General features: G+C 66.9%; 20 protein-coding genes. 15 read left to right on the top strand and 5 right to left on the bottom strand.

The features are described from left to right. The first annotated feature begins 57 nt into the window (after positions 1-57). From KV110_RS32115 to KV110_RS32135, 5 genes are read left to right on the top strand one after another with little or no spacing between them, the layout of a single operon-like run. A complete protein-coding gene (locus tag KV110_RS32115; protein WP_218470920.1) occupies positions 58-372 on the top strand; it encodes a (2Fe-2S)-binding protein in 315 nt (104 codons plus the stop codon). After that, positions 369-1,805, top strand: coding sequence for an FAD-dependent oxidoreductase (locus KV110_RS32120; RefSeq protein WP_218470921.1), 1,437 nt, complete (start codon positions 369-371; stop codon positions 1,803-1,805). The genes KV110_RS32115 and KV110_RS32120 overlap by 4 nt, the downstream gene beginning before the upstream one ends. Beyond that, positions 1,805-2,806, top strand: coding sequence for a proline racemase family protein (locus KV110_RS32125; RefSeq protein ID WP_218470922.1), 1,002 nt, complete (start codon positions 1,805-1,807; stop codon positions 2,804-2,806). The genes KV110_RS32120 and KV110_RS32125 overlap by 1 nt, the downstream gene beginning before the upstream one ends. A 42-nt stretch (positions 2,807-2,848) precedes the next feature. Continuing rightward, positions 2,849-4,282 carry an amino acid permease gene (locus KV110_RS32130; protein WP_218470923.1) on the top strand — a complete coding sequence of 478 codons (1,434 nt, stop codon included), beginning with the start codon at positions 2,849-2,851 and terminating at the stop codon, positions 4,280-4,282. A gap of 42 nt (positions 4,283-4,324) precedes the next feature. Next, the gene (locus KV110_RS32135) at positions 4,325-5,002 is read left to right on the top strand and encodes a GntR family transcriptional regulator (protein ID WP_218470924.1); all 678 of its coding nucleotides are present in this window, start codon (positions 4,325-4,327) and stop codon (positions 5,000-5,002) included. A 30-nt stretch (positions 5,003-5,032) separates the two neighbouring features. Here KV110_RS32135 and KV110_RS32140 read toward each other — a convergent pair whose 3' ends face one another. After that, a complete protein-coding gene (locus KV110_RS32140; protein WP_218470925.1) occupies positions 5,033-5,491 on the bottom strand; it encodes an SRPBCC family protein in 459 nt (152 codons plus the stop codon). 173 nt (positions 5,492-5,664) lie between these two features. Between KV110_RS32140 and KV110_RS32145 the strand changes: the two genes are divergently transcribed. The 5 genes from KV110_RS32145 (at position 5,665) to KV110_RS32165 (ending at position 10,602) form a co-directional block, all read left to right on the top strand. Then, a complete protein-coding gene (locus KV110_RS32145) occupies positions 5,665-6,723 on the top strand; it encodes a metallophosphoesterase (RefSeq protein WP_218470926.1) in 1,059 nt (352 codons plus the stop codon). Positions 6,724-6,927: 204 nt separating this feature from the next. Further along, positions 6,928-7,899, top strand: coding sequence for a sphingomyelin phosphodiesterase (gene sph, locus KV110_RS32150; RefSeq protein WP_218470927.1), 972 nt, complete (start codon positions 6,928-6,930; stop codon positions 7,897-7,899). Positions 7,900-8,063: 164 nt separating this feature from the next. Next, positions 8,064-8,999 carry an esterase/lipase family protein gene (locus KV110_RS32155; protein WP_218470928.1) on the top strand — a complete coding sequence of 312 codons (936 nt, stop codon included), beginning with the start codon at positions 8,064-8,066 and terminating at the stop codon, positions 8,997-8,999. Between the two features lie 92 nt (positions 9,000-9,091). Then, positions 9,092-10,465, top strand: coding sequence for an L-lactate MFS transporter (locus tag KV110_RS32160; protein WP_218470929.1), 1,374 nt, complete (start codon positions 9,092-9,094; stop codon positions 10,463-10,465). Next, the gene (locus KV110_RS32165; RefSeq protein ID WP_218470930.1) at positions 10,462-10,602 is read left to right on the top strand and encodes an MFS transporter small subunit; all 141 of its coding nucleotides are present in this window, start codon (positions 10,462-10,464) and stop codon (positions 10,600-10,602) included. Before KV110_RS32160 ends, KV110_RS32165 begins: the two co-directional genes overlap by 4 nt. A 5-nt stretch (positions 10,603-10,607) precedes the next feature. Here KV110_RS32165 and KV110_RS32170 read toward each other — a convergent pair whose 3' ends face one another. After that, positions 10,608-12,035 carry a hypothetical protein gene (locus KV110_RS32170; RefSeq protein ID WP_218470931.1) on the bottom strand — a complete coding sequence of 476 codons (1,428 nt, stop codon included), beginning with the start codon at positions 12,033-12,035 and terminating at the stop codon, positions 10,608-10,610. A gap of 512 nt (positions 12,036-12,547) precedes the next feature. Between KV110_RS32170 and KV110_RS32175 the strand changes: the two genes are divergently transcribed. From KV110_RS32175 to KV110_RS32185, 3 genes are all read left to right on the top strand, one after another. After that, complete coding sequence (locus tag KV110_RS32175; RefSeq protein WP_218479173.1) at positions 12,548-13,327, top strand: DUF1206 domain-containing protein; 780 nt, start codon at positions 12,548-12,550, stop codon at positions 13,325-13,327. A gap of 29 nt (positions 13,328-13,356) precedes the next feature. Then, the gene (locus tag KV110_RS32180) at positions 13,357-14,061 is read left to right on the top strand and encodes an NUDIX hydrolase (RefSeq protein ID WP_218470932.1); all 705 of its coding nucleotides are present in this window, start codon (positions 13,357-13,359) and stop codon (positions 14,059-14,061) included. Between the two features lie 80 nt (positions 14,062-14,141). Further along, positions 14,142-16,379 (top strand): hypothetical protein, encoded by a 2,238-nt coding sequence (locus KV110_RS32185; RefSeq protein WP_246634120.1) that lies wholly within the window; start codon positions 14,142-14,144, stop codon positions 16,377-16,379. A gap of 21 nt (positions 16,380-16,400) precedes the next feature. Here the strand turns inward: KV110_RS32185 and KV110_RS32190 are convergent, their stop codons facing one another. The 3 genes from KV110_RS32190 to KV110_RS32200 all read right to left on the bottom strand — a co-directional run bounded on the left by KV110_RS32190 (position 16,401) and on the right by KV110_RS32200 (position 19,617). Then, on the bottom strand, positions 16,401-17,330 hold the full coding sequence (locus KV110_RS32190; protein ID WP_218470933.1) for a carbon-nitrogen hydrolase family protein: 930 nt from the start codon (positions 17,328-17,330) through the stop codon (positions 16,401-16,403). A 62-nt stretch (positions 17,331-17,392) separates the two neighbouring features. Beyond that, positions 17,393-19,264 (bottom strand): cutinase family protein, encoded by a 1,872-nt coding sequence (locus KV110_RS32195; protein WP_218479175.1) that lies wholly within the window; start codon positions 19,262-19,264, stop codon positions 17,393-17,395. Positions 19,265-19,449: 185 nt separating this feature from the next. Further along, positions 19,450-19,617: a hypothetical protein gene (locus KV110_RS32200; RefSeq protein ID WP_218470934.1), complete on the bottom strand. Its 168-nt coding sequence runs from the start codon at positions 19,615-19,617 to the stop codon at positions 19,450-19,452. A gap of 454 nt (positions 19,618-20,071) precedes the next feature. Between KV110_RS32200 and KV110_RS32205 the strand changes: the two genes are divergently transcribed. Both KV110_RS32205 and KV110_RS32210 read left to right on the top strand, forming a co-directional pair. Then, on the top strand, positions 20,072-21,217 hold the full coding sequence (locus KV110_RS32205; protein ID WP_218470935.1) for a lactonase family protein: 1,146 nt from the start codon (positions 20,072-20,074) through the stop codon (positions 21,215-21,217). Positions 21,218-21,279: 62 nt separating this feature from the next. Next, complete coding sequence (locus KV110_RS32210) at positions 21,280-22,167, top strand: hypothetical protein (protein WP_218470936.1); 888 nt, start codon at positions 21,280-21,282, stop codon at positions 22,165-22,167. Positions 22,168-22,313: the final 146 nt, after the last annotated feature.

Consider the following 22,313-nt stretch of genomic DNA (forward strand, 5'->3'; position numbering starts at 1 on the left):
CCCGCACGCGACGGCCCGTTCGATGCCGACAGCCTTGGGGCCTAAGGGGATGGCGGCATGAGCCCGCATTTGATTCCGGCGGATGTCGATCCGGTCGGCCGCGCCGATCGGGCGCTGACGGTCACCGTGGACGGGGTACCGATGCCGGGTGCGCACGGCCAGACGCTCGCCACCGTGTTACTTGCCGGAGGGCGCTCGCAGTGGCGCACCGCACCGTCCGGCGGTTCGCGCGGCGTGTTCTGTGGCATCGGCGTGTGTTTCGACTGCGTCGCCACCGTCAACGGCATCCCGGATGTCCGGCTGTGCAGGCGCCCCGCCCGCGATGGCGACATTGTCACCACTCAGACCCGACTGTCCGGAGACGCACGATGAGCAGGCATGTCGTGGTGATCGGTGGCGGCCCGGCCGGTGCCGCGGCGGCCGAATCCGCACTCCGGCACGGCGCGACCGTGACCCTGATCGACTCGAACGAGGCGCTGGGCGGCCAGTACAACCGGCGCATACCCGCCGCGTACGGCGTCCGTCAGCCACTGAGCATCGGGCACGGGTACGACTCGGCCGCCCGCCGCGCGCGCCTGCTGATCGAGCACCCGCGCTGCGAATACCTGCCGCTGGCAGCCGTTTACCAAATCGAACGCGGGCTCGACGGTGCCTGTCCGGCTGTGCGATTGCTGATCGGCGTCGAAGGCGACCGTCGGGTGCACCGCGTGGTCGCGGGCCACGCACTGGTGCTCGCCACCGGCGCTTACGACCGAGTGTGCCCGTTCCCCGGCTGGGACCTGCCCGGCGTCTATACCGCCGGTGCCGCACAGACTCTCGCGAAGACGCAGCGCGTGCTGGTCGGCCGGTCCGTGTTGCTCTCCGGCACCGGCCCGTTCCTGCTTCCGGTCGCGCAGTCACTCGCCGAGAACGGCACCGAGGTCCGAGCGGTGCTCGAGGCCAACCCCGGCCGCCGGATCGCCCGGCACTGGGCCGCCAAGCCGTGGCAATTGCGGCACAGCGCGGGTAAGGCCGTCGAACTGGCCGAGTACGTGGCGTGCGGTGTGCGACACCGGATTCCGTTGCGCACCGCGCGGGCGGTAGTCTCGGTGGCGGGTGACGGCCGGGTGGAGGAGGCCACCATCGCCCGGCTCGACGCGGACTGGGTGCCGATCCCCGGCAGTCACCGCACGGTGCCGGTGGACGCGGTCGCGGTCTCGCACGGATTCACCCCGCAGCACGAACTCGCGGTCGCCGCCGGAGCGCGTCTCACCGCGGACGGCTTCGTGCGGGTCGACGAGAGCCAGCGGACGAGCGCCGAAAATGTCTGGGCGGCAGGGGAAATCACCGGCATCGGCGGCGCCCAGGTCGCCGCCGTCGAGGGTACTGTCGCCGGTCTGGCCGCGGCGGGCGCCGCCGCGGACCGCTCGCTACTGGCTCGCCACCGCACCGCCCAGCAATTCGTGGCACGGCTCGCGGCCGCGCACCCGATCGGGCCGGGCGTGCTGACCTGGTCGCAACCCGACACCGTGCTCTGCCGGTGCGAGGGCACCACCCGTGCCGAGCTGACCGACGCTTGGTCCCGCGCCGGCGGTGACAGTTACCGGCCCGCCAAGCTGGCCACCCGCGCCGGACTCGGCCCATGTCAGGGCCGGATGTGCGCGGCGAATATCGAAGCGTTGCGCAGTCGGCTCTGCTCCGACGGCGCCGCCGACGATGCCTCTCCCGCAACAGGTCTCGCCGCGGCCTCGCCCGCGTGGCGGCCGCTGGCCGCTCCGGTGCGCTTGCGCGAGATCGCCGAACTCGACAACGAAGGACCGTCCTGATGCGCAGCAACATGATCATCTCCGCCATCGACACGCACACCGAGGGCATGCCGACCCGGGTGATCACCGGCGGGGTCGGCGCCATCCCCGGCGACACCATGGCGGCCCGGCGGATGTACTTCGCCCAACACCTCGACGGGCTGCGCAGGCTGCTGGTCAACGAGCCGCGCGGCCACGCGGCGATGAGTGGCGCGATCCTGCAGCAGGCCACCACCGAAGACGGCCACTACGGTGTGCTGTTCATCGAGGTCAGTGGGCTGCTGCCGATGTGCGGGCACGGCACCATCGGCGTCGCGACCGCCCTGGTCGAGGCGGGCATGGTGCCGGTCACCGAGCCGGTCACCGAAATCCGGCTCGACACCCCGGCCGGACGGGTCGTCGCCTCGGTCGCAGTCAGCGGCGGCCATGCCGACTCGGTCACGCTGCGCAACGTGCCCGCCTACTGCGACAGCCTGGACAACGAGGTCGAGGTACCAGGCATCGGCCCGGTGCGCTACGACATGGCCTACGGCGGCAACTTCTACGCCATCGTCGACCTCGGCAAGCTCGGGTTGCCGTTCGACCGGGCGCACAAAGGCCGGATCCTCGACGCGGGCCTGCGAATCATGGCGTCCATCAACGAGTTCCGGCGTCCGGTACACCTCGAGGACGAGCGGATCGGTGGATGTAAGCATGTGCTGTTCCTCGACCCGGCCGCCGAGCCCGCGCACACCCGCCACGCGATGGCCATTCACCCGGGCTGGTTCGACCGCTCGCCCTGCGGCACCGGCACCTCCGCGCTACTGGCGCGCCAGCACGCCCGTGGTTACCTCACCGAGGATCAAGTGCTGCAAAACGATTCGTTCATCGGCACCACCTTCTACGCGCGGGCCGTCGAAACCGCCACGGTCGGTGGTCGACCCGCGATCGTGCCCGCGATCACCGGCCGCGCGTGGCTGACCGGGACCGCGAACTACCTGCTCGACCCCACCGATCCCTTCCCCGAGGGTTTCGTCTTCTGACAGCACCACTCGCTCCACCGCTCCACCTGGAAAGGCCCGTCAATGAAGACCGTCGTCCCCAGACCCGCGCGCCCGCCGCTCACCAAGCGTGGCGTGCTGCGAAGAATGCCGGTAATCGTCACCGATACAGGCGATTTCAAGAAGAGCATGGGTCTGTGGCAACTCGTCGCGCTCAGCCTCGGCGGACTGGTCGGGGCGGGCGTGTTCTCCCTGGCCGGTGTGGTGGCCAACGAGGTGGCGGGCCCCGCCGTGCTCATCTCGTTCGCCATCGCGATCATCGCATCCGGGGCGGCGGGCCTCTGCTACGCGGAATTCGCGGGTATGGTCCCGCGAGCGGGCTCGGCCTACACCTACTCCTATGTCGCGCTCGGCGAGATCATCGGCTTCATGATCGGCTGGGATCTGTTGCTGGAATACACCGCCATCGTGTCGGTTGTCGCGATCGCGGTGTCCGGGTATCTGAACTACATCACCCACTACATCGGATTCGACTTGCCCACTTGGGCACTCGGCGCGCCGGGCACCGGCGCCGGGCACAAGGTCGATCTCTTCGCGGTCCTGCTCTGCCTGCTGCTGGCATACCTGCTCTCCCGGGGCACCCGCGAATCCGCCCGGGTACAAACGGGACTCGTCGCCTTGAAGATGGTCATCGTCGCCATCGTGGTGGTCGCGGGTGCATTCCATATCAAGGCGGGCAACTATCAGCCGTTCTTCCCGTTCGGCGTCGGCGGCGCGGTATCCGGTGCGGCCCTTGCCTTCTTCGCGGTCTACGGCTACGACGCGATGAGTGCCGCGGCGGAAGAATCCAAGGACGGCAAGAAACTGATGCCGAAGGCGATCATGATCAGTCTCGGCATCGCGTCGGTGGTCTACCTACTGGTCTGCCTGGTCATCGTCGGGATGGTCAACTACACCGATATCAATGTCGCATCGCCGTTCTCCAGCGCGTTCGACACGGTGGGGATGGGCATCCTCGGCTTGGTCATCGCGGTCGGGGCCGTCGTCGGCGTCACCACATCGGCGTTCGCGAACATGCTCGCGGTGACCAGGGTCGGCTTCGCGATGAGCCGAGACGGCCTGCTGCCGTCGTACTTCGGCAAGTCCAGCCCGGTCCGCAAGGTGCCGACCCGGGTGATCTGGCCGGTCGGCATCGTGTCCGCCCTAATCGCCGGATTCCTGCCGATCCGGGAAGCCGCCGAGCTCACCAATGTCGGCATCCTGATGGCGTTCATCGTGGTGGCGCTCGGCGTCCTGCGGCTGCGCCGGACACGCCCGGATGTCGAGCGGGCTTTCCGCACCCCCTTGGTGCCGGTGGTGCCGTTGATCGGGATCGTTTTCTCGGTGTGGCTGATCAGCCACCTCACCTGGGTCACCTGGTTGCGGTTCCTGGTCTGGCTGCTGCTCGGTCTGGCGGTGTACCTCGCCTTCAGCTACCGGCACTCGAAACTGAACAATGTTGAAAGCGAATTATTCTGATAGAGGTCGTGCTCGCACATAGGAGAAACCCGGAGCGCATTGATGATCGAACGGTTGGACATACCCAAGCGGCCCACGTTGCGCGAGCACGTGTCCGACGCGCTGCGTGCCGCGATCATCTCCGGTGAGCTCGAGCCCGGGGTGCTCTATTCGGCGCCGTGGCTGTCGGAGCGCTTCGGGGTCTCCCCCACCCCGGTCCGCGAGGCGATGCTGGACCTGGTCAAGCAGGGCTTGGTGATCTCGGTACCGAACAAGGGTTTCCGGGTCACCGAGATCTCCGACGCGGACCTCGATTCGATCGCCAAGATCCGGATGCTGCTGGAACCGCCGAGTGTCCGCTCGATCGCAGGCACCATTCCCGAATCCGACATCCCAGGACTGCGGGATCAGGCCGACAAGATCGTCGAGGCGGCCAAGCGCGGCGACCTCGTCGAATACGTCGACGCCGACCGCCGATTCCATCTGATGCTGCTGGACTATTGCCACAACCCGCGACTGTCCCAGATCGTCGGTGATCTACGCGCCCAAACCCGCCTGTTCGGCCTGGCCGCGCTCGTCGAGCGCGGCGAGCTGGACAAATCCGCGCAGGAACACCACACCATCCTCGACCTGATCGAACAGCACCGAGACGAGGAGCTCGAGCGCTTCCTCCGCAAACACATCGGCCACGTCCGCGGCATCTGGGCCGCCGGTAACGCTCCGGACGAAGACGATCTGTAAGACGGTCCGTCGTGGGGCGGACCTGTTATGTCACAGCCGTTCGGCGAGTTCGGCCAGTCTGTCGATGGAGGCCTGAAGCTTGTCCGGCGTGGTGGCTCGGGCACGGATGAGGCGCTTCTCGTCGGTCAACTCGGACCAGTCGTAGGTGTGGGTGACGCGGGTGCGGGTTTCGTCCAGGGGCTCGAGTTCCCAGCGCCACAGATGGCCCGGCGGCTGCTGGCCGGGCTCGGCGGGGAACCAGGCGATGCGACGGGCTTCTTCGAACTCCACGATGTGGTTCTCGCGGACGGCGCCGTTGGTGAGGGTCATGGTGAACATGTCGCCGACCCCGCGCACCCGTTGTCCCGCTGCGGCGTTCGCCAGATTCTCGTTGCCGTCCCACAGCGGCTGCTGTACCGGGTCGGCGATCAACTCGAAGATCTGTTCCGGCTTCGCCGCGATTTCACGGCTGGCGCTCACCACACGAGAAGGTTCGGTCTTGTCCGTCATGAGTTGATCGAAGCATCAGGTAGCCGAGTTGCGCTAGCCGCCCGCGGCAATAACACCGCCCGCTACCTCCTGTTTGCCCGAAAGTGGGGGATTCGTCCCATGTTCAGCGTGTGCAGTTCGTTCGGCCCCGTTAAACGTTGTCTCCTCATTCACCAGACGAGGGGAAACGGTAAATGGACGACCGGAACGACCATCAGGTGATCTCCAGACGCACCCTGCTCATCGGGGCGGGCGTGCTGGCCGGGAGCCTGACGCTGCCCGGTATCGCTAACGCGGACAGCAAGTTTCCGATGCCCACCGGCACCGACATCAACGTGCTGATCACCGGCGACGCGGGCACCGGCGAGGCGGGGCAGCGCGCGGTGGCCGCCGCGGCGAAGCGGATCTGCCAGGCCGAAGGGGTATCGCTGGCGGTCGGGCTCGGCGACAACATCTATGAGGACGGCGCGGAAAGCCCGGACGACGACGAGTTCTCGACCAAGTTCGAACAACCCAACGCGGGCATCGATGTGCCGTGGCTGATGGTCCTCGGCAATCACGACTGCAGCGGAATCTTTCCCGGCAGCGGCGGCGATCCGAGCAAGGGAGACCACGAGGTCGCCTACCATCAGCGCTCACCCCGCTGGTACATGCCGTCGCGGTACTACCAGGTCGCCCTCCCGGCGGCTGGTGACCCGCTGGTCGAGTTCTTCGCGCTGGACACCGTTCCCGTCTCCTCGACGGTGCTGCAGACCGACCCGAACTACCAGTGGAACGGCCCGTACATGCGGCAGCAGCGCCAGTGGCTGGACGGCGCGCTGACCGCGTCCCGCGCGACGTGGAAGATCGTGCTGACCCATCACCCGTACCGCAACAACGGCAAGCACGGCAACGCGGGCGCCTACGACGGCGTCACCACCGGCGACTACATGAGTGGCAAACACCTGAAGGAGTTGTTCGAGGAGGTCGTCTGCGGCCGGGCCGACTACATCCTCTCCGGCCACGACCACACCATGCAGATCCTGGATACCGCGGGCGCGTCCCGGGGCACCCAGCAGATCGTCTGCGGCGCCTCCGCCAAGAAGGGCGACGGCAGTTCACGCGTCACCAACCCGTCGTTCTGGCAGGACTTTTCGAGCCTCGGCTTCATGATGGCCAAGATCCGCCGCAACACGCTCACCCTCGACGCCTACACCGTCGACCCCGCCAGTGGCACCGCACGCCGGGCCTACACCCACGCCCGCCAGCGCTGAACCACCTTACCGTCCAACGGAATCCCGGAGCCCTTCCGCAGCGGGCTCCGGGATGAACGTGAGAAAGGGGCCGCGGCAGGCGGATTCGGCCCGGCCGGACATCGATCCGACGTTGGCTGATCATGACGGCGTCATGAACGCGTCATTCGCGCTTGATCGGATCACGTCCGTTATATCCGGATCTACCAGACTCGAGGAAGTGCCTTGCCGCTATTCAAGCCCACCCGGCTCAGCATCATCGCAGCATTCGCCACCACCCTCATGGTGGGTGCTCCGCAGGCCTCCGCCGCACCCGCGTCCACCCCTGAGCTCAAGGTGCTGACGTACAACACGTTCCTGATGAGCAAGAATTTGTACCCCAACTGGGGGCAGGACCACCGGGCAGCCGAGATCCCGAAGGCCGACTTCTTCCACGGCAAGGACGTCGTCGTGCTGCAGGAGATGTTCGACAACGAGGCCTCCGACGCGCTCAAGGCCAAGGCCGCCGCCGAGTACCCGCACCAGACACCGATCGTCGGCCGTTCAAAGGACGGCTGGGACGCCACCGGCGGCAAGTACACCGCGACCACACCCGAGGACGGCGGGGTCAGCATCCTCAGCAAGTGGCCGATCCTGCGCAAGGAACAGTTCATCTTCGCCGATGCCTGCGGCGCCGACTGGTGGGCCAACAAGGGCATCGCCTACGTGGTGCTCGCGGTAAACGGCAGCAGGGTGCACGTGGTCGGCACGCACGCCCAGTCGACCGATCCCGGCTGTGGTGCCGGTGAGGCCGCGCGTGATCGCGCGCTGCAGTTCAAGGAGATCAACGCCTTTCTCGACGCGAAGCACATCCCGGCCGACGAGCAGGTGCTGTTGGCGGGCGACCTGAACGTCGACTCGCGCAGCGCCGAGTACGACTCGATGCTGGCCGACGCTCGGCTCGAACCAGCCACCGCACGGACCGGACATCAGTTCTCCTTCGATACCAAGGAGAACTCGATCGCGTCCTACCGCTACCCGAGCGACCCGCGCGAAGATCTCGACTACGTGCTGCACCGCAAGGGGCATGCCAAGCCCGCCAGCTGGCAGAACCACGTCGTCAAAGAGACGGCCCCCGCCTGGACGGTGTCGAGCCAGGGCAAGGACTACACCTACACCAACCTGTCCGACCACTACCCGGTGACCGCTGGCGCCTGATCCGGAATGCCGCCCGCCCCGCAGCCGCGTGCGGGGCGTGCGCGCGTTTCCGCTGGCAGGGTGATCAAATCTACAGTTTTCCAACTAGCCGGTCTGTTTAGTTGGCCTCATCCTGGACTGACCGTCGAAAGGGGTCAGTCGTGCGCTTATCGCAGGTTGTCCGGGTGACCGTTGCCGTTGTGTGCGCCGGGTTCGTGCTGTCACCCGCGGTCGCGAGTGCACAGCCATCTGCGCGACCGCACTATCCCGTCTCCTACGAATACCGCGATGCGGCCGTCGCCGAGGCCCGGAATCCGGCGGCCGCGCCGCTCGGTGCCAATGACTGGGCCTGCAAGCCAAGCACGTTGCACGCCGAGCCGGTAGTGCTGGTGCACGGCGGCGGCAACACGCGGCTGCTGGACTGGTCGGCCCTCGCCCCCTTACTGGCCAACAACGGCTACTGCGTTTTCGCGCTGACCTACGGTCTGCTCCCGAACACACCCGCACCGCTCGGCTTGGTAGGCGGGATGACACCGATCGAGCACGGTGCGCAAGAACTGGGCGACTTCACCGACCGCGTGCTGGCCGCCACCGGCGCGGATCACGTCGACATCGTCGATCACTCGCAGGGCAGCCTGGTTTCGGATTACTACGCGAAATTCCTCGGCGGCGCGGACAAGATCGACCGTCTCATTTCGCTCGGCACCCTGTGGCACGGCACCAACACGCTCGAGTCCGCGACCCTGCTCACTCAGCGTGCGACCGAACAGGGGCTACCGCTTTCCGTGGATGCCCTCATGGGCCCGATCTGCCCACCCTGCTTGCAGATTCAGCACGACTCGGCCTTCATAGCGAAACTCACCAGTGGCGGTGCGGCCGTTCCCGGGGTCACCTACACCGACATCATCACCAGCAACGACGAATTCGTGATTCCGTACACGAGCGGATACCTGCCCGCCCCGAATGCCACCGATCACGTCATCCAGGACTACTGCCCCGGCGACCGTACCGAGCACACCTTGCTCCCCTACGACACCGTGGCAGCCCAACTCGTCCTCAACGCACTGGATCCGAGCCACGCCGAGCGCCCCACCTGCACGAGCAGTCCCCCGAACAGCTGACCGGCACTGCCTGAATATTGTTGTCACGGAACCCTCATCACGATCCTTCGCGAGCCATATGATCGCCACACAGTAAGAGTGGAGATCACCGCATGACCGCAGTCGCCGACGCAGGCACCACCGGGTATTCCCGTGTCATCGCACCACCGGGCTGGAGCCGCTGGCTGGTGCCGCCCGCGGCGCTGTCCATTCATCTCGCCATCGGGCAGGCCTACGCCTGGAGCGTGTTCAAGCCGCCCCTGGAAAAGTCGATGCACATCTCGGGGACCGGCAGCGCCCTCCCCTTCCAGATCGCCATCGTCATGCTCGGACTCTCGGCTGCCTTCGGCGGAACGCTGGTCGAGCGCCGTGGCCCACGCTGGGCGATGACCGTCTCGCTGGTGTGCTTCTCGTCCGGCCTGCTGATCTCCGCCCTCGGCGCGGCCACGAATGCCTACTGGCTCATTGTCTTCGGCTACGGGTTCGTCGGCGGCATCGGGCTCGGCATCGGCTACATCTCCCCGGTCTCCACGCTGATCCGCTGGTTTCCCGACCGGCCCGGCATGGCAACGGGTTTCGCGATCATGGGCTTCGGTGGCGGCGCGCTGATCGCGTCACCGTGGACCACCCAGTTGCTCTCGACATTCGGCCGAGACCACGTCGGCATCGCCGAAACCTTTCTGGTCATGGGCGTGACGTACGCGATATTCATGTCCGTCGGCGTGCTACTCGTCCGGGTACCACCGCCGGGCTGGCAGCCGGAAGGCTGGGTGCCGCAAGCGAAAACGGCGAAACTGATCAGCGAGCACGACGTCGCCGCCAATGACGCGATCCGGACGCCGCAGTTCTGGCTGCTGTGGATCGTGCTGTGCTTCAACGTCACCGCGGGCATCGGCATCCTGGAGAAGGCGGCGCCGATGGTGATCGACTTCTTCAAAGCGACCTCGACGCCGGTGACGGCCGTCGCGGCGGCGGGCTTCGTCGCGGTGCTGTCCGCGGCCAATATGGCCGGGCGGATCGGCTGGTCGTCGCTGTCGGACGTGATCGGCCGCAAGAACGTCTACCGGATCTATCTGGGTGTCGGCGCGCTGGCCTACGCGTTGGTGTGGTCGGTCGGCCAGACCAACAAGCCGCTGTTCATCGTCGGTGCGATGGTGATCCTGTCGTTCTACGGCGGTGGCTTCGCGACGATTCCGGCGTATCTCAAGGACCTGTTCGGGACCTATCAGGTAGGCGCGATCCACGGTCGACTGCTCACCGCCTGGTCGGTGGCGGGCATCGCGGGGCCGTTCATCGTCAATGCCATCGCGGATGCCGGTGCGCGGCAAGGGAAGACCGGTCCCGAACTGTACGGCGCTTCGTTCGCCATCATGATCACGCTGCTCTGCGTCGGCTTCGTCGCCAACGAACTGATTCGCCCCGTCGCGACGAAATACCATCGAAAAGTCCCGGCGCAGGCCGTCCACCCGGAGGGGACCCCGGCATGACCGAACTCGACCGCCCGGAACCAGCTCCGCCACGGCGCATTCCGCTGCTGATCTTCGCGTGGCTGTGGGTCGCCGCGCCGTTCGCCTATGGCCTGGACCGCCTTATCGTGAACCTGCTCAAGCTGTTTCAAGGCTGAGACGTTTACCGCGTCAGATCACCGACGTAGGTGTGCAGCGGGCGCAGTCCCCACGAGGCGGCGATGTCTGTCGCCAGGTCGGCCAATTCCGCGGCGGTGTGTGCCATTTCGGGTTTGAGACTTTCCAGTGCCCAGTGGATTTTCCCGTCGGCTTCCGACAGCCATGTCGCCAGCGCAACCGGTTGCGCGGCGGCGCGTGGCGCGTCGATGCCCTGGACGACCGCCCTCTTCATGTGTAGCGACGGTGCGTGCGCACGGAGTTGCGGCGCGATGAAGGCATCCAGATTTCCCATGTTGGAACACATTCCGATGGTGACCGGCACCTTTTCGAGGAGCCGGTGGACAACGCCCTCGGGCAGGACGTCGACGAGATCGGGCGGCAGCTGGCGGGGCCGGGAGAGCACACCGGAGCCGACCGTCGCCACGGCCGCGAACGCCGCCTTGCTGGCCGCGCGCAGCGATGTCAGATCGTGGCTGTCCAGCCATTCTCGCTGCACCACGATCGGCACCCGGGTAAAGGAATTCGCATCGTGTTGATCGTGCTCCCGGAGGATGCGCACGGCAGGCGTCAGCACCGGCGGAATGTTGTCGACGAGGGGGCAGCGTCGCAGCAGGTCGGCGGTCAGTGCGAGATACAACGTGTTGGCTGTGCCGCCGTCGCGATCCGCCGCCGATAACCATTGCGCCGCATCGAAGGTGACGACGACCGACTGCTCGCGCCAACCGCGCGGGTCGGGTTCGGGCTCCGGCTCCCTGGCGAACAGTGCCGCGCGCACGGCCTCGCGATGCTTGGGGTCGCGCGCGGCTCTGCGCACCTCCGTGATCGCCTGCCGGGCAACGGTGATGCCGCGACGAGCGCCGTCGGCGAGTTCGTCCCGCAGGCCGACCTCGGCGTCCAGGCCGTGCTGGGTGGCGAGTGCGGGGTCGACCAGACCGGCCTCGGCCAGCAATCCCGCATGGCCGTCGGCGACGGCGTGCGACTTGGTGAGGCAGACGACCATGCCACCGGAGCGCGTCGGCGCCGCCGACAGTCGCCACCCGTATCCCGCATCGGGGTCGAGGCGATACTGTGCCTGCTCGTTCGCCCACGTCAACGCGTCGGCGTCAGCGATCGGATCGGGTGCCAGGTACAGCGGAAGGGCTGTATCGGCAGGCAGCCATCGGGCTCGGGCGAAGGGCACGAATGAGCGGTGCACCCGCCGGGTCAACGGCCCGGACCTCAGCAATGCGTGCATCGAGTTCAGCTGGTCCACGGTCAGGCGAGTGCGGAGGATTGTCAGCGTCTGCGTGACGACAGGCATGCCGTAGCCGTGATGCAGGCGCAGGAACGCCTTGTCGGTGAGGTTGACATACACCGGGGCCGCCGACGAGGGGACACCGTTGCGATCGGCGTTGTCTCGGTCGGCCCGAATGCCGCGGGTGAGGGTTGCCATGAACGCTCCTGGGAGTCGGGCCGCGCGATCGATCAGGTCTTTCGTTCGAGGCCGACATTTTCACCGGTTTGCCCGATTTCGGGCGATACGCCCGAATAGCGAATTCCGGTTATTACACTAAATGGTCGCGCATCCGACACAGGTTGTCGCTCCGCCGGATTGGAGAGCTCGCGCTCCCATTGAATACATGGTATTCGTTCGCAGAATACACAGTAAACGCCGGGCGAGAACATCGGCGATTACCGCCACATCAATAAGCTGTAAATTAACCGGCTTTGTCGCCCGCACGGTCAGCACCGAGATTTCGCCCGGCGATGGTTCGACACTGTCGGCGTAGGGCCCGCCGCGCGGGGGCCGAGAGGGACAAGCGATCGGTCGCCCACGGCACGCCCGTTGTTTCGAGACCCCGATGCCGGGTATCTGCCCGACGATCAGTTCGACTGGAAGAAGATACCGTGGCAAATATCAACCGTTCCAAGGCATCCGGCACCGTGTCCGCCCGTGCGGGGCAGATGGTCCAGCACAGCGTCTTCGAGCGATTCGCTCGCGCGGGCTTCATCATGACGGGCATCGTCCACCTGATCATCGGCTACATCGCCATCCGAATCGCCATCGGCGGTGCAGGCGGCAACGCCGACCACTCCGGCGCCATGGCGGAATTGGCGGCCAAACCGGGTGGCGTCTTCGCATTGTGGGTCGGCGCCATCGCGTTCCTGCTGATGGCACTGTGGCGACTGGCCGAAACGGCGCTGGGCAGCGCGTCCAAACCCGACGCCGACAGCAAGAAATCCGAAGCGTTCCGACGCGGCAAAGCCTTCGCCCTGGCCGTGATCTATTTCGCGTTCGCTTTCTCCGCGTTCGGATTCGCCCGCGGCAGCGGTAAGTCCAGCGGTGCGGAGAGTGCCGGATTCAGTGCCCGGTTGATGCAGAGCACGGCAGGCACGATCGCGCTCGTCGTTGGCGGGCTGATCATCATCGGGGTCGGCGGTTACCACCTCTATAAGGGAGCCAGCCAAAAGTTTCTCAAAGATCTCGAAGGCAACACCGGCGAGCCGGTGCGACGGTTGGGCATGTGCGGATACATCGCGAAGGGGTTGGCCGTTGCCGCGATCGGCGTGCTGGTGATCCTCGCGGCGAGCCGCGCCGAGCCCGACAAGGCCGCCGGACTCGACGGCGTGTTGAAAACCCTTGGGGCACAGCCCTATGGCATGACGCTGCTCATCGTGGCCGGACTGGGCATCATCACCTACGGCCTCTACAGCTTCGTCATGGCTCGATACGCCAAGATGTAGCGGCCGGAGGTTAGGGCAGGATCGAGGGCATGTGCCCTACCACCGGACCGTTCGTCTCCGGAACCGTGGACGACTTCCGCCTGCTCGCGCGCACTCGGCTGAACGCGTTCCCGCACACCGAAGTTCCCGATGCCCCTGGCATTCGCCGGGCCGCGGTGCTGCTGTGTGTTGTGGGACAGCGCGAAGGCTCGCCCGCTGTCGTCGTCATCAAGCGGGCATATCGCGGCCGCAATGCCGGGCAGTGGGGTTTGCCCGGCGGGCGGCTCGACGAGGGCGAGACCGCCGAGCAGGCCGTATTACGTGAGCTGCACGAGGAACTCGGCCTGACCGCCACTCCCGCCGACCTGCTCGGTCGGCTCGACGACTTCCCCGCGGCATCGGGTTTCGTGATCACGCCCTTCGTCGCCGCGCTGCCCGATGCTGCTGAGCTGAGGCCCAGCCCTGCGGAGGTCCACTCCGTCCACCTGGTGGAGTTGGCCCGGTTGGCCGCCGACGATGTACCGCATTGGGTTGCCCCGCACGCGGCGCGGCGGCAACCCGAACTGGGTGACGCGGCGGCGGCCACCATCCCGGAAGAGGTTGGGCTGCTACAGATGCGGCTCGGCGACGGCATGACGATTCACGCGCCGACCGGGGCGATGCTCTGGCAGTTCCGCGAGGTCGTCCTGCTCGGCCGAGACCATGCCGCCGTCCGGGTAGCGCACTTCACCCAACCCGACTGGACCCAGCACTAGATCGACCGCCCACAGCGCACACCACTCCGCTGTACCCCAGTCTTGCTCCGTCGGCTCGGTTCGCCTACGCTCCGGCGATCGTGGGAGTAAGTGCGGTCATCGAATCGCGAAAAGATAGCCGGAAGTGGGGGGCGATCACCGCACTCGGGGTGATCGCCGGATACGTGGCTGTCCTGCTCGCGGACGCTCGGCACTATTACACCGACGACACCGAAGCCCAATACGCCCCGATGTGGGTCATGATCGGCACCCGGCTGCGGGAGGGGCGTTTTCCCGCGCTGGTGCCGTGGGAATGGATGGCAGGCAACTACAGCCTGGAAGAGGCCGGGCTGTACAACCCGCCGCAGTTGCTGGTCCATCTGCTCGCGCCGTCGATGGACAACCTCGCCGTGTATGCCACGGTGGTGAAGCTCGTCGTCTCGATCATCGCCGCGCTCGGGGTGTACCGGGTCTGCCTGGCCTACGGCGCGCGAGCACCGTGGGCGGCGGTCGCGGGCATCGCCTTCCCGTTGAGCGGTTGGTTCCTGTTCTTCGACGAGGCCAGCTGGTGGACCTCACACACCGCCACGGCGTGGCTGGTGCATGCCTGGGCGTCAGCGGTGCGCTACAGCCGCGGGCGCAGCGGCCCGATCCCGGTCTTCGTCTTCCTCTATCTGACGCTCACGGTCCAATACGCCTTTCCCGCGGTCGAAGCGGCGTTGATGATCGTCACGGTCGCCGTCGGTGAGGTCATCTATCAGCGGCGGTGGGGACCGTCGGCGCGGCTGCTGGCGGCGGCGAGCTGTGCCGCGCTCGCGGCGATGATCGCCAACCTGCCCGGCATCCTCTCCTCGCAGGTGACCTGGCGGGGCAACGCGAAGATCCACAACGATCCGTTCCTGACGGTGCCGTGGTCGGAATCGCTCAATGCGAGCCTGCCGAGCACGACGCCCGCGTTCACCGCCTGGTGGGGGCATGTCCAGCCGTTGCCGATGGTCTACATCGCGTGGTTCCTGATCCCGGCGCTGGCGTTCATCGGCTGGCAGGCGGCACGGGAGTCGGTGCGCGAGTTCAGCGGGATCGCGCTGTTCGCGACGGCGGTGCTGATGTGGACCGCGGGGCCGGGCGCGATCGGCCCGCTGCGCTGGCCGGCCCGGGTGCTGCCGATCCTGGCCGTCGCACTGCTCGTCCTGGTGTGCGTATTGCTCAGTCGCTACGGCACTTTCACCTCGCTGCGCAGGCGCGCCCTCGCCGCGGGCATCTTGATCGGCGTGCTGTTCATCCGGTCCTTCTCGGCAGCCCCGCAGATCGTGGTGCGCCATCTCGTCGCGGTGGTGGCGGTCGCCGCGATCGGCGCCGCAGTGGTGTGGCTCGCCCGCAGCCGGGGAATGGCGGCGGGGTGTGCACTGATCATCGTCGCCATGTTCCCGATCGCCTACGCCCAGGTGCAGGCCGCGCCGCCGACGCCGATGTCCTACGACTTCCCGGAACGGCGTTCGGCGATGACCGCGGCCTTCCCCGATTTCGACGGCGTCACCCTGCAACTCGCCGACCGCGCGGTGCTGCGACCGGAGGACAAGACCCTCGCGAACGCCTACGGTTCACTCGCCATCGGCAACTACGCCAAGAACCTCGGGCTGCAGTACGTCAACGGCTATACCCCCATCGGCCACCATCCGTTCGCGGGCATGCTGTGCATGGCCTGGGACGGCAGCACCTGCACCGACGCGTTCCGCCGCGCTTTCGCCCCCGAACCGTCCACGGGCCGAACAATTGTCGACCTGATGAAGGTCGACCGGGTCGTGCTGCACCGCGCGCAGTACCCCGACGCGGGCAACCATCCCGCGCCGACGGGTTGGAAGTGGGTCGACTACCCGGGCCACGAACGCTACATCTGGGTACTGGAGCGAGTAGACGGTCTCCTCTCCACCAAGAACGGCGTGATCGCCCATACCGCCGGAGTCGCTGCCACCTCCACGTCGAGCGACAGCCTCACTGTCGACTCCCGCGTCAGCTCCCCCACCGGTGGCCGCGTCGTGTTCGCCCGTCTCGCCTGGCCCGGTCACCGGATCACGTTGAACGGCAATGACTTACCCACCACCACGGTGGCGAACACCTTCCTCGCCGTCGACATCCCCGCTGGCACCGAGAACGCCGTCCTCACCCTCACCTGGCGCCCACCGGGCTGGCAGGTCGGCATCGCGACCGCCGTCATCGGTCTCGCCGGAATCGGCCTGCTGCAATGGGTCTATCTGCGGTCCCGCCGCGACCCGCAACTCCCCGACGACGACCAGCCAGCAGCGGAGCCGGAGCGGAATCTGGTCACCGCCGACGCGTAACAGTCCGTCGGCGCACGGGGATCAGTCGTCCAGAAAGGTTGCCGCGGTGCGGCGGTGGCGGTCCACGGTGACCGCGAAGACGTCGGGGCGGGCGTAGTGACCGGTGGGGTCGAAATTCTGGCGCTCGCGGGCTACCTCGGCGGGGTCGATGTCGGCGATGACGAGGCGCTCCTCGTTGGTCACCGGTTCGACCAGCCAGGTGCCGTCCGGGGCTGCGATCGCGGAGCCGCCGTCGTAGCCCGCGGGCTGGTCGAGAGCGAGAAGTTGGTCGCGGAGGGGGAAGCCGGACGGTACGTCGGCGTAGTCGAGGACGGCGCCGACGGCCAGGGAGTAAACCCGGCCTTCCATGGCGACGAATCGAGTGATGTCCTCGGTGTTGCGGATCGATCCCGGCCAAGTGGAGATATGCAGGGTGGCCCCGTCGGCGTAGAGCGCGTGCCGGGCCAGTGGCATCCAGTTCTCCCAGCAGGACAGGCCGCCGACGCGGAACCCGCCGACCTCGTGCGCGCGCAAGCCGTGCCCGTCGCCGAGGCCCCAGACCATCCGCTCCTCGTGCGTCGGCATCAGTTTGCGGTGCGCGCCGACCAGCCCGCGAGCCGGGTCGATGGCGACGAGCGTGCAGAACACCGTGCCGCGTACTCGCTCGGTGATGCCGAGGTAGCAGAACACGCCGAGGTCGGCGACCGCCTCGCACACTGTGGCCAGGTGTGGGCCGTCCAGGGTGACGGCGGCATCCAAATAGTATGCGTAGGCGGCCTTTTGGGTGGGGTGGTCGAATTGGGCACCGCCGGTGGGCGCAAGCCAGATCGGATAGCCGGACAGGAACGTCTCCGGAAACGCGACCAGCTCCACCCCCGCCGTGGCGGCCTGGGTCAGGTAGTCGACGACGATCTTCGTTCCGGCCGTTGGGTCGAGCCAGGCAGGACGGGCCTGCGCCGCAGCAATCCGCATACTTCGATGCTAGTCAAAATGCCCGGCAGCCAGAGCCTTTGACCGACACGCGCCAGGGGAAATCAGTTGGCGCGTCCGATCTCCTGGTTCAGCCAGTCACCGAGCCACTGGATGGCGTTGCGGCCCTTGTTGTCGACGACGAGGGATCCGTAGTTGATGTGCGCGCTGGAGGTGAAAAAGCTTGCGGCGCTGAGGCCGTCGCCGATGAGGGCGAACAAGTTGATCCCTCGGGGCGCCTGGGCCGGTGCCGCGGCCAGGTCGCTGAGGTCCAGGGCCTGCACTTTGCTCGTCAGCGGGCCGATCGCGACCGAGGCCAGCTCTTGACCCACCGGCAGCAGGCCGGACAACGCGGCCGCCGCGCCAGCGAGGTCGGGTTGCTGTCCCGGTGGCGGGACCAGCTTCTCGATTACCGACCAGGCGACTTCCTGGATCCGACCGACGATATTCGCCAGCCGGAGGACATCGACACCGGACAGGATCGAGGTCGCCAGCGCGGCGAACTGAATGTAGCCCTGCGAGTTGGGGATTGCCGACAGCACCTGCGAGATCTGTTTCACGTCAGCGCCCGCGATCAGTTTGACCAACGGCTGGAACTGGTTGTTCAGCTCCCCGGCGACCTGGTGGGCGCCGTGCGCGTCCATCGCGGCCACCTTCTGGCCCAGGAGAGTCAGATTGCGCAGGATCGCCGGGAAGTCGAGTGCGGTGACGTTGGCGACGACATCGAGTGACTGATTCACCAGCGCACTGGGTTTGAGCAGGGACAGGATGTCCGAGGCCGACCCGAGGACGTCGACCTGAATGGAGACCAGCGGCGCGACCTGACCGTTGAGCGCCTCGGCGGCGGTGGTCAGCGCCGCCGCGTCCGGTGAGTTCTCCTGGAGCGTGCTGACTCCCCGGTCCAACAGCTGGGCGGCGGTGTCTTCGATCGTTTTCACCGCGGCCGTGGCGGCCGCCAGGTCGGACTCTCCGGCCTTGAGCAGGACCTCGCCCGCGTTGTGCTCGGCCGATCCGGCGGGGGCGGCGGCCAGTCGGGCCGCGGTGCGGTTGGCCGCGCCGGAGTCGATCAGGTCGGCGAGTGGATCGATGGTGTTGGCCAGCTTGTCCGCTTTGGCGCGGACCCGTGCCAGATCGATGCCGCCGGGGGTGGTGAGTCCGGCGGCCAGCTCACCGACCGCATTACCGATGCCCGGCAAGTCGGCTTTGGAGAAATCCGAGGTCAGCGCGGTGGCCACCTTGGATTCGCTGGGGATCGTGCTCAGCAGCGAGCCCAGCTTCCCGAGCAGCGGGTTCAGGTTCTTCTGAATCGAGCAGTACAGGTCGCCTGGATCGCAGATCGAGGTGACCCGTCCGGAGAGCTTGCCCATGCCCTGCGGCCGGGGATCGGCGATGCCAGTGCCCGCGGTACGTGGACCCACGGCGATCTCGCCCTTGGTGCCCGCTCCTGGATCGGCGAGCAGCCCGACGGCAAGAACCCGGTCGGCGGGCACAGGGCCGCGGTCGTTGCCGATCTCGGAGGCCAGGTCACCGGCGGCGTCGGCGCCCTGACTGTAACCGGTCAGCGTGAATTTCGCTGCGGGACAGCGGGTGCCGTAGGCACGCAGCGTTGTCCGCGCTTTGGTCAGCGCGGTGTTCTTGCTGTCGGCGTAGGTGTAGCCGTTGTCGAAAGCGCGCGCCATATAGGGCGTGAAGTAGATGTCGGATTGCGGACCCTGCTGGCGCTGGATCGCCTCGGCGATCGGCTTGAGCATGCCGATGGGCTGCGCGGGGTCGGCGGCCTCATTGGTTTCCCAGGTGCCGGGGATGAACAGGTTGAACGTCTCCGCGCAGTCGGCCGGTGCGGCGTGCACGATGGCCGGGGCGGCGACGGCAGCGGACCCGACGGCGACACCGACGGTCACGATTGCGGTTGCCACGTAGCGCATGGACGAATGCATCATTGACATCTGAACCTCACTACCGAGCTCGATCGGACGCTCATTGCCGAGCAGGGGCACCGCCACTGGCCGCGAAAGGCCTTGCCACCGAGGCGATCACCGCCGGGACGGCGGTACGTCGACAGAATGCTCGCGACATCAGCGCGACGACCGTTGCCGCCGCGCTGAATATCGCGAATTCCGGGTCAGGACAAGTGACCGAGAAGTTTGACAACCAATTTGAGCAGATCCAGTCCGGTGCCGAGGGAGCCGGTGGACGATCCGCCGCCGCTGAGCGATTCGATATCCTCACTGGAACCGGAAGCAGCGGCAATGAAATTAACGGTATCCATAACGCTGACGAGAGTCGACATGTCTCAAACCGCCTGTCTTGAATCAGTAGTGCATTGGAGGCATCGCACCGAGGATGCCGAGATAGATTGGATGATGACCGCAATCAGATTCCCCGCTGACCACGTCCGCGTCCAGGCCGGCTCAACTGGGGAAGCTATGCGCGCCATGCATTTTCGCCGCTCGCACCGGCGCTGACCGGCGGCGTTGCGGATCTCCCCACTCGACGGTCTGGCAGCTCGGCCACGGCTCCCGGAAACCGTCCCTACCCAGCACATCGGCGACCATTCGACGATGTCCTTGATATCGTCCGGCGGCGGAACCCGCGTCCAGAAACCTGACGCGGATGGAATACGCAACAGCAGGCGTCCGAGATTGCACTCTATGCAATATCAATTGCGCCACTTGCGAACCGAGATAACTTGGGACATTCTGGCCCGAACGCGGGACACGGCCGCGGGGCGGAAGGAGAAACCGGTGCGCGATAACGAATTCGGACGGCGGCGCTTGCTCGGCCTGCTGGGCGCGGCGGGTGTCGGCGTCGCGGTGACGACCGGAACAACGCGACCCGGCACGGCTGGAGCGGCAACCGGGACGCGCGCGTTCCTCGGTTCTTATACCTCCAGCGGCGCAGGCGGATCCGGCATCGGCGTCGCCGCCGTCGACCCCCGCACCGGTCGGTTGACCGTGGAAACGGTTGTGGACGTGGCGGATCCGTCCTTCCTGGCGATGTCGCCCGACCGGCGCTACCTGTACGCGGTCAACGAGGGTTCCGGCGCCGGGACGGCTACCGCTGTCGATGTGCGGTCTTCCCGGCCGACCGTGTTGAATACCGTTGCCGTGCAAGGAGAGGGGCCGACTCACCTGTGCGTCACCCCCGACGGTCGCTACGTGCTGACCGCGAACTACACCTCGGGCAGCGTCAGCGTGCTCGCGGTGGCCGACGGCGGACGGCTCGGCGCGGTGACCGATGTCGTCCAGCACACCGGCACTGGACCGGACCCGGATCGGCAATCCGCGCCGCACGCGCATCAGGTGTCGATCGACCCCTCCGGCCGCTGGGTGCTGGTGGTCGATCTCGGCGTCGACTCCATCTACGTCTACCGACTGGCCGACGGCAAGCTGCACCGGCACGCACAGGCCGCGATGACACCGGGCAGCGGCCCGCGACACTTGGCATTCCACCCCAACGGCCGCACCGTCTTTCTCGCCAACGAGCTGAATTCCACGGTGACCGTCTGCGAGTGGCAGGCCGAGCGCGGCGAATTGCGCGCCGGGCTTTCGCTGCCCGCGGATCTGAACGGCGGCGGCGACCGGAACTACCCGTCCGCGCCCGTGGTCGCCAAGGACGGCCGCTTCCTCTACCTCGCCAACCGTGGCCACGACAATGTCGCGACCTTCGCCGTGCTGGGCGGCGGGTTCCTCGCCCCGCTGGGCACCACCCCGTGCGGCGGAAAGTTTCCCCGGGATCTGACATTGAGCCCGGACGGGCGGCGGCTGTACGCGGCCAACCAGAAGTCGAACTCGGTGACCTGCTTGAATCTCGACCCCTTCACCGGCCTGCCTGCCGCACCCTCGGCCTCGTTCGAGGTACCCGCCGCCACCTGCGTGCTGTTCGAGTAGCGAGGCGGCGGCCCGCATCGGCCCCCGGCGGCCATCCCGTCCCCAGTTGTTCCTCAGTCGAGATGGCCGTCCTGGTGTGGTTCTACTTGGTCATGAAACCCACCCATCGACGTGCGGCACGCTATGTCACCGCGCTGTTCGCGGTAGTGGCAACGGTTTTCGTCGCCCTGCCCAGTTCGCTGGCGCAGCCGCCGACCGTCACCCAACCCTCGCCCACCGTGCCGGTGACGTCGGCGCCGGCCGGGCCGGGCTCGGACCGGGGCCCGGATAAACTCCAGCCGGACGGCACCTCCGCCGTGGATTTCCGAGTTCCGGTCGACAACGAGATCGTCCGGCTGCGAACACATTTCACGGTGCCGCCGAAGCCGCCGCGGGTCGGCACGCTGTTCCTGTGGCCCGGCGTCGAGCCCCGCCCCGACGGCAGGAACTACGAGCCGATCGGCCTCGGTGTCCTGCAACCCGTGCTCACCTGGGGACCGAGCTGCGCGCCGACCCGGCAGCCGCCCGCCTACTCGACGTGGTGGATTTCCGGACAGTACGTCAATGTCGGAAACGATCCCCGGTACGAGGGATGCCATTCGGGAACGGCGATGTCGGTCAAGGTGGGTGAGGTCCTCGATATCGACATCGCGCTGGACCCGGCGAGCGGCAGGTGGCAGCAGACCATCACCGGGCAATCGGGTTCGGTGCGGTACTCGATCAATATGCGCGGGCAAGCCCAGAACCGGGCGCTCTTCGCCGTCGAGCCGTGGGACAACGCGCAATACGGCGGTCCACTGCTGTTCTCCGACACCACGATCGACTTCCGCAATGCCGGAAGGCAGAGTTGCCTCGACCCCCATGTCGTCTATATCGGAGCGGGCGGACGCATTTCTCAGCCGACAGCCCTCGACGAACGGCGATGCCATATCGACACGGTCAGCGTGAATAGTCGGCGCACGGTGGAGTAACAGCCGATATCCGCCCCGAATTCGGTCCCGGTGCACGAACGTGCACCGGGGTTCCTTTGCGTCCCAATATGTTTCGCGCCGATAGACCGCAGCAGGTGAACGTTTCGTGAATAACGTTGCTGCCCAATCAATTTCGCAACGACTTC

The sequence above is a fragment of the Nocardia iowensis genome (assembly GCF_019222765.1).
GTDB classification, from domain to species: Bacteria; Actinomycetota; Actinomycetes; order Mycobacteriales; family Mycobacteriaceae; genus Nocardia; species Nocardia iowensis.

Coding starts and splice junctions, on each gene's coding strand:
- KV110_RS32115 (WP_218470920.1), top strand. CDS start 58: ATGAGCCCGCATTTGATTCCGGCGGATGTCGATCCGGTCGGCCGCGCC.
- KV110_RS32120 (WP_218470921.1), top strand. CDS start 369: ATGAGCAGGCATGTCGTGGTGATCGGTGGCGGCCCGGCCGGTGCCGCG.
- KV110_RS32125 (WP_218470922.1), top strand. CDS start 1,805: ATGCGCAGCAACATGATCATCTCCGCCATCGACACGCACACCGAGGGC.
- KV110_RS32130 (WP_218470923.1), top strand. CDS start 2,849: ATGAAGACCGTCGTCCCCAGACCCGCGCGCCCGCCGCTCACCAAGCGT.
- KV110_RS32135 (WP_218470924.1), top strand. CDS start 4,325: ATGATCGAACGGTTGGACATACCCAAGCGGCCCACGTTGCGCGAGCAC.
- KV110_RS32140 (WP_218470925.1), bottom strand. CDS start 5,491: ATGACGGACAAGACCGAACCTTCTCGTGTGGTGAGCGCCAGCCGTGAA.
- KV110_RS32145 (WP_218470926.1), top strand. CDS start 5,665: ATGGACGACCGGAACGACCATCAGGTGATCTCCAGACGCACCCTGCTC.
- KV110_RS32160 (WP_218470929.1), top strand. CDS start 9,092: ATGACCGCAGTCGCCGACGCAGGCACCACCGGGTATTCCCGTGTCATC.
- KV110_RS32165 (WP_218470930.1), top strand. CDS start 10,462: ATGACCGAACTCGACCGCCCGGAACCAGCTCCGCCACGGCGCATTCCG.
- KV110_RS32170 (WP_218470931.1), bottom strand. CDS start 12,035: ATGGCAACCCTCACCCGCGGCATTCGGGCCGACCGAGACAACGCCGAT.
- KV110_RS32175 (WP_218479173.1), top strand. CDS start 12,548: ATGGTCCAGCACAGCGTCTTCGAGCGATTCGCTCGCGCGGGCTTCATC.
- KV110_RS32180 (WP_218470932.1), top strand. CDS start 13,357: ATGTGCCCTACCACCGGACCGTTCGTCTCCGGAACCGTGGACGACTTC.
- KV110_RS32190 (WP_218470933.1), bottom strand. CDS start 17,330: ATGCGGATTGCTGCGGCGCAGGCCCGTCCTGCCTGGCTCGACCCAACG.
- KV110_RS32195 (WP_218479175.1), bottom strand. CDS start 19,264: ATGCATTCGTCCATGCGCTACGTGGCAACCGCAATCGTGACCGTCGGT.
- KV110_RS32200 (WP_218470934.1), bottom strand. CDS start 19,617: ATGTCGACTCTCGTCAGCGTTATGGATACCGTTAATTTCATTGCCGCT.
- KV110_RS32210 (WP_218470936.1), top strand. CDS start 21,280: ATGGCCGTCCTGGTGTGGTTCTACTTGGTCATGAAACCCACCCATCGA.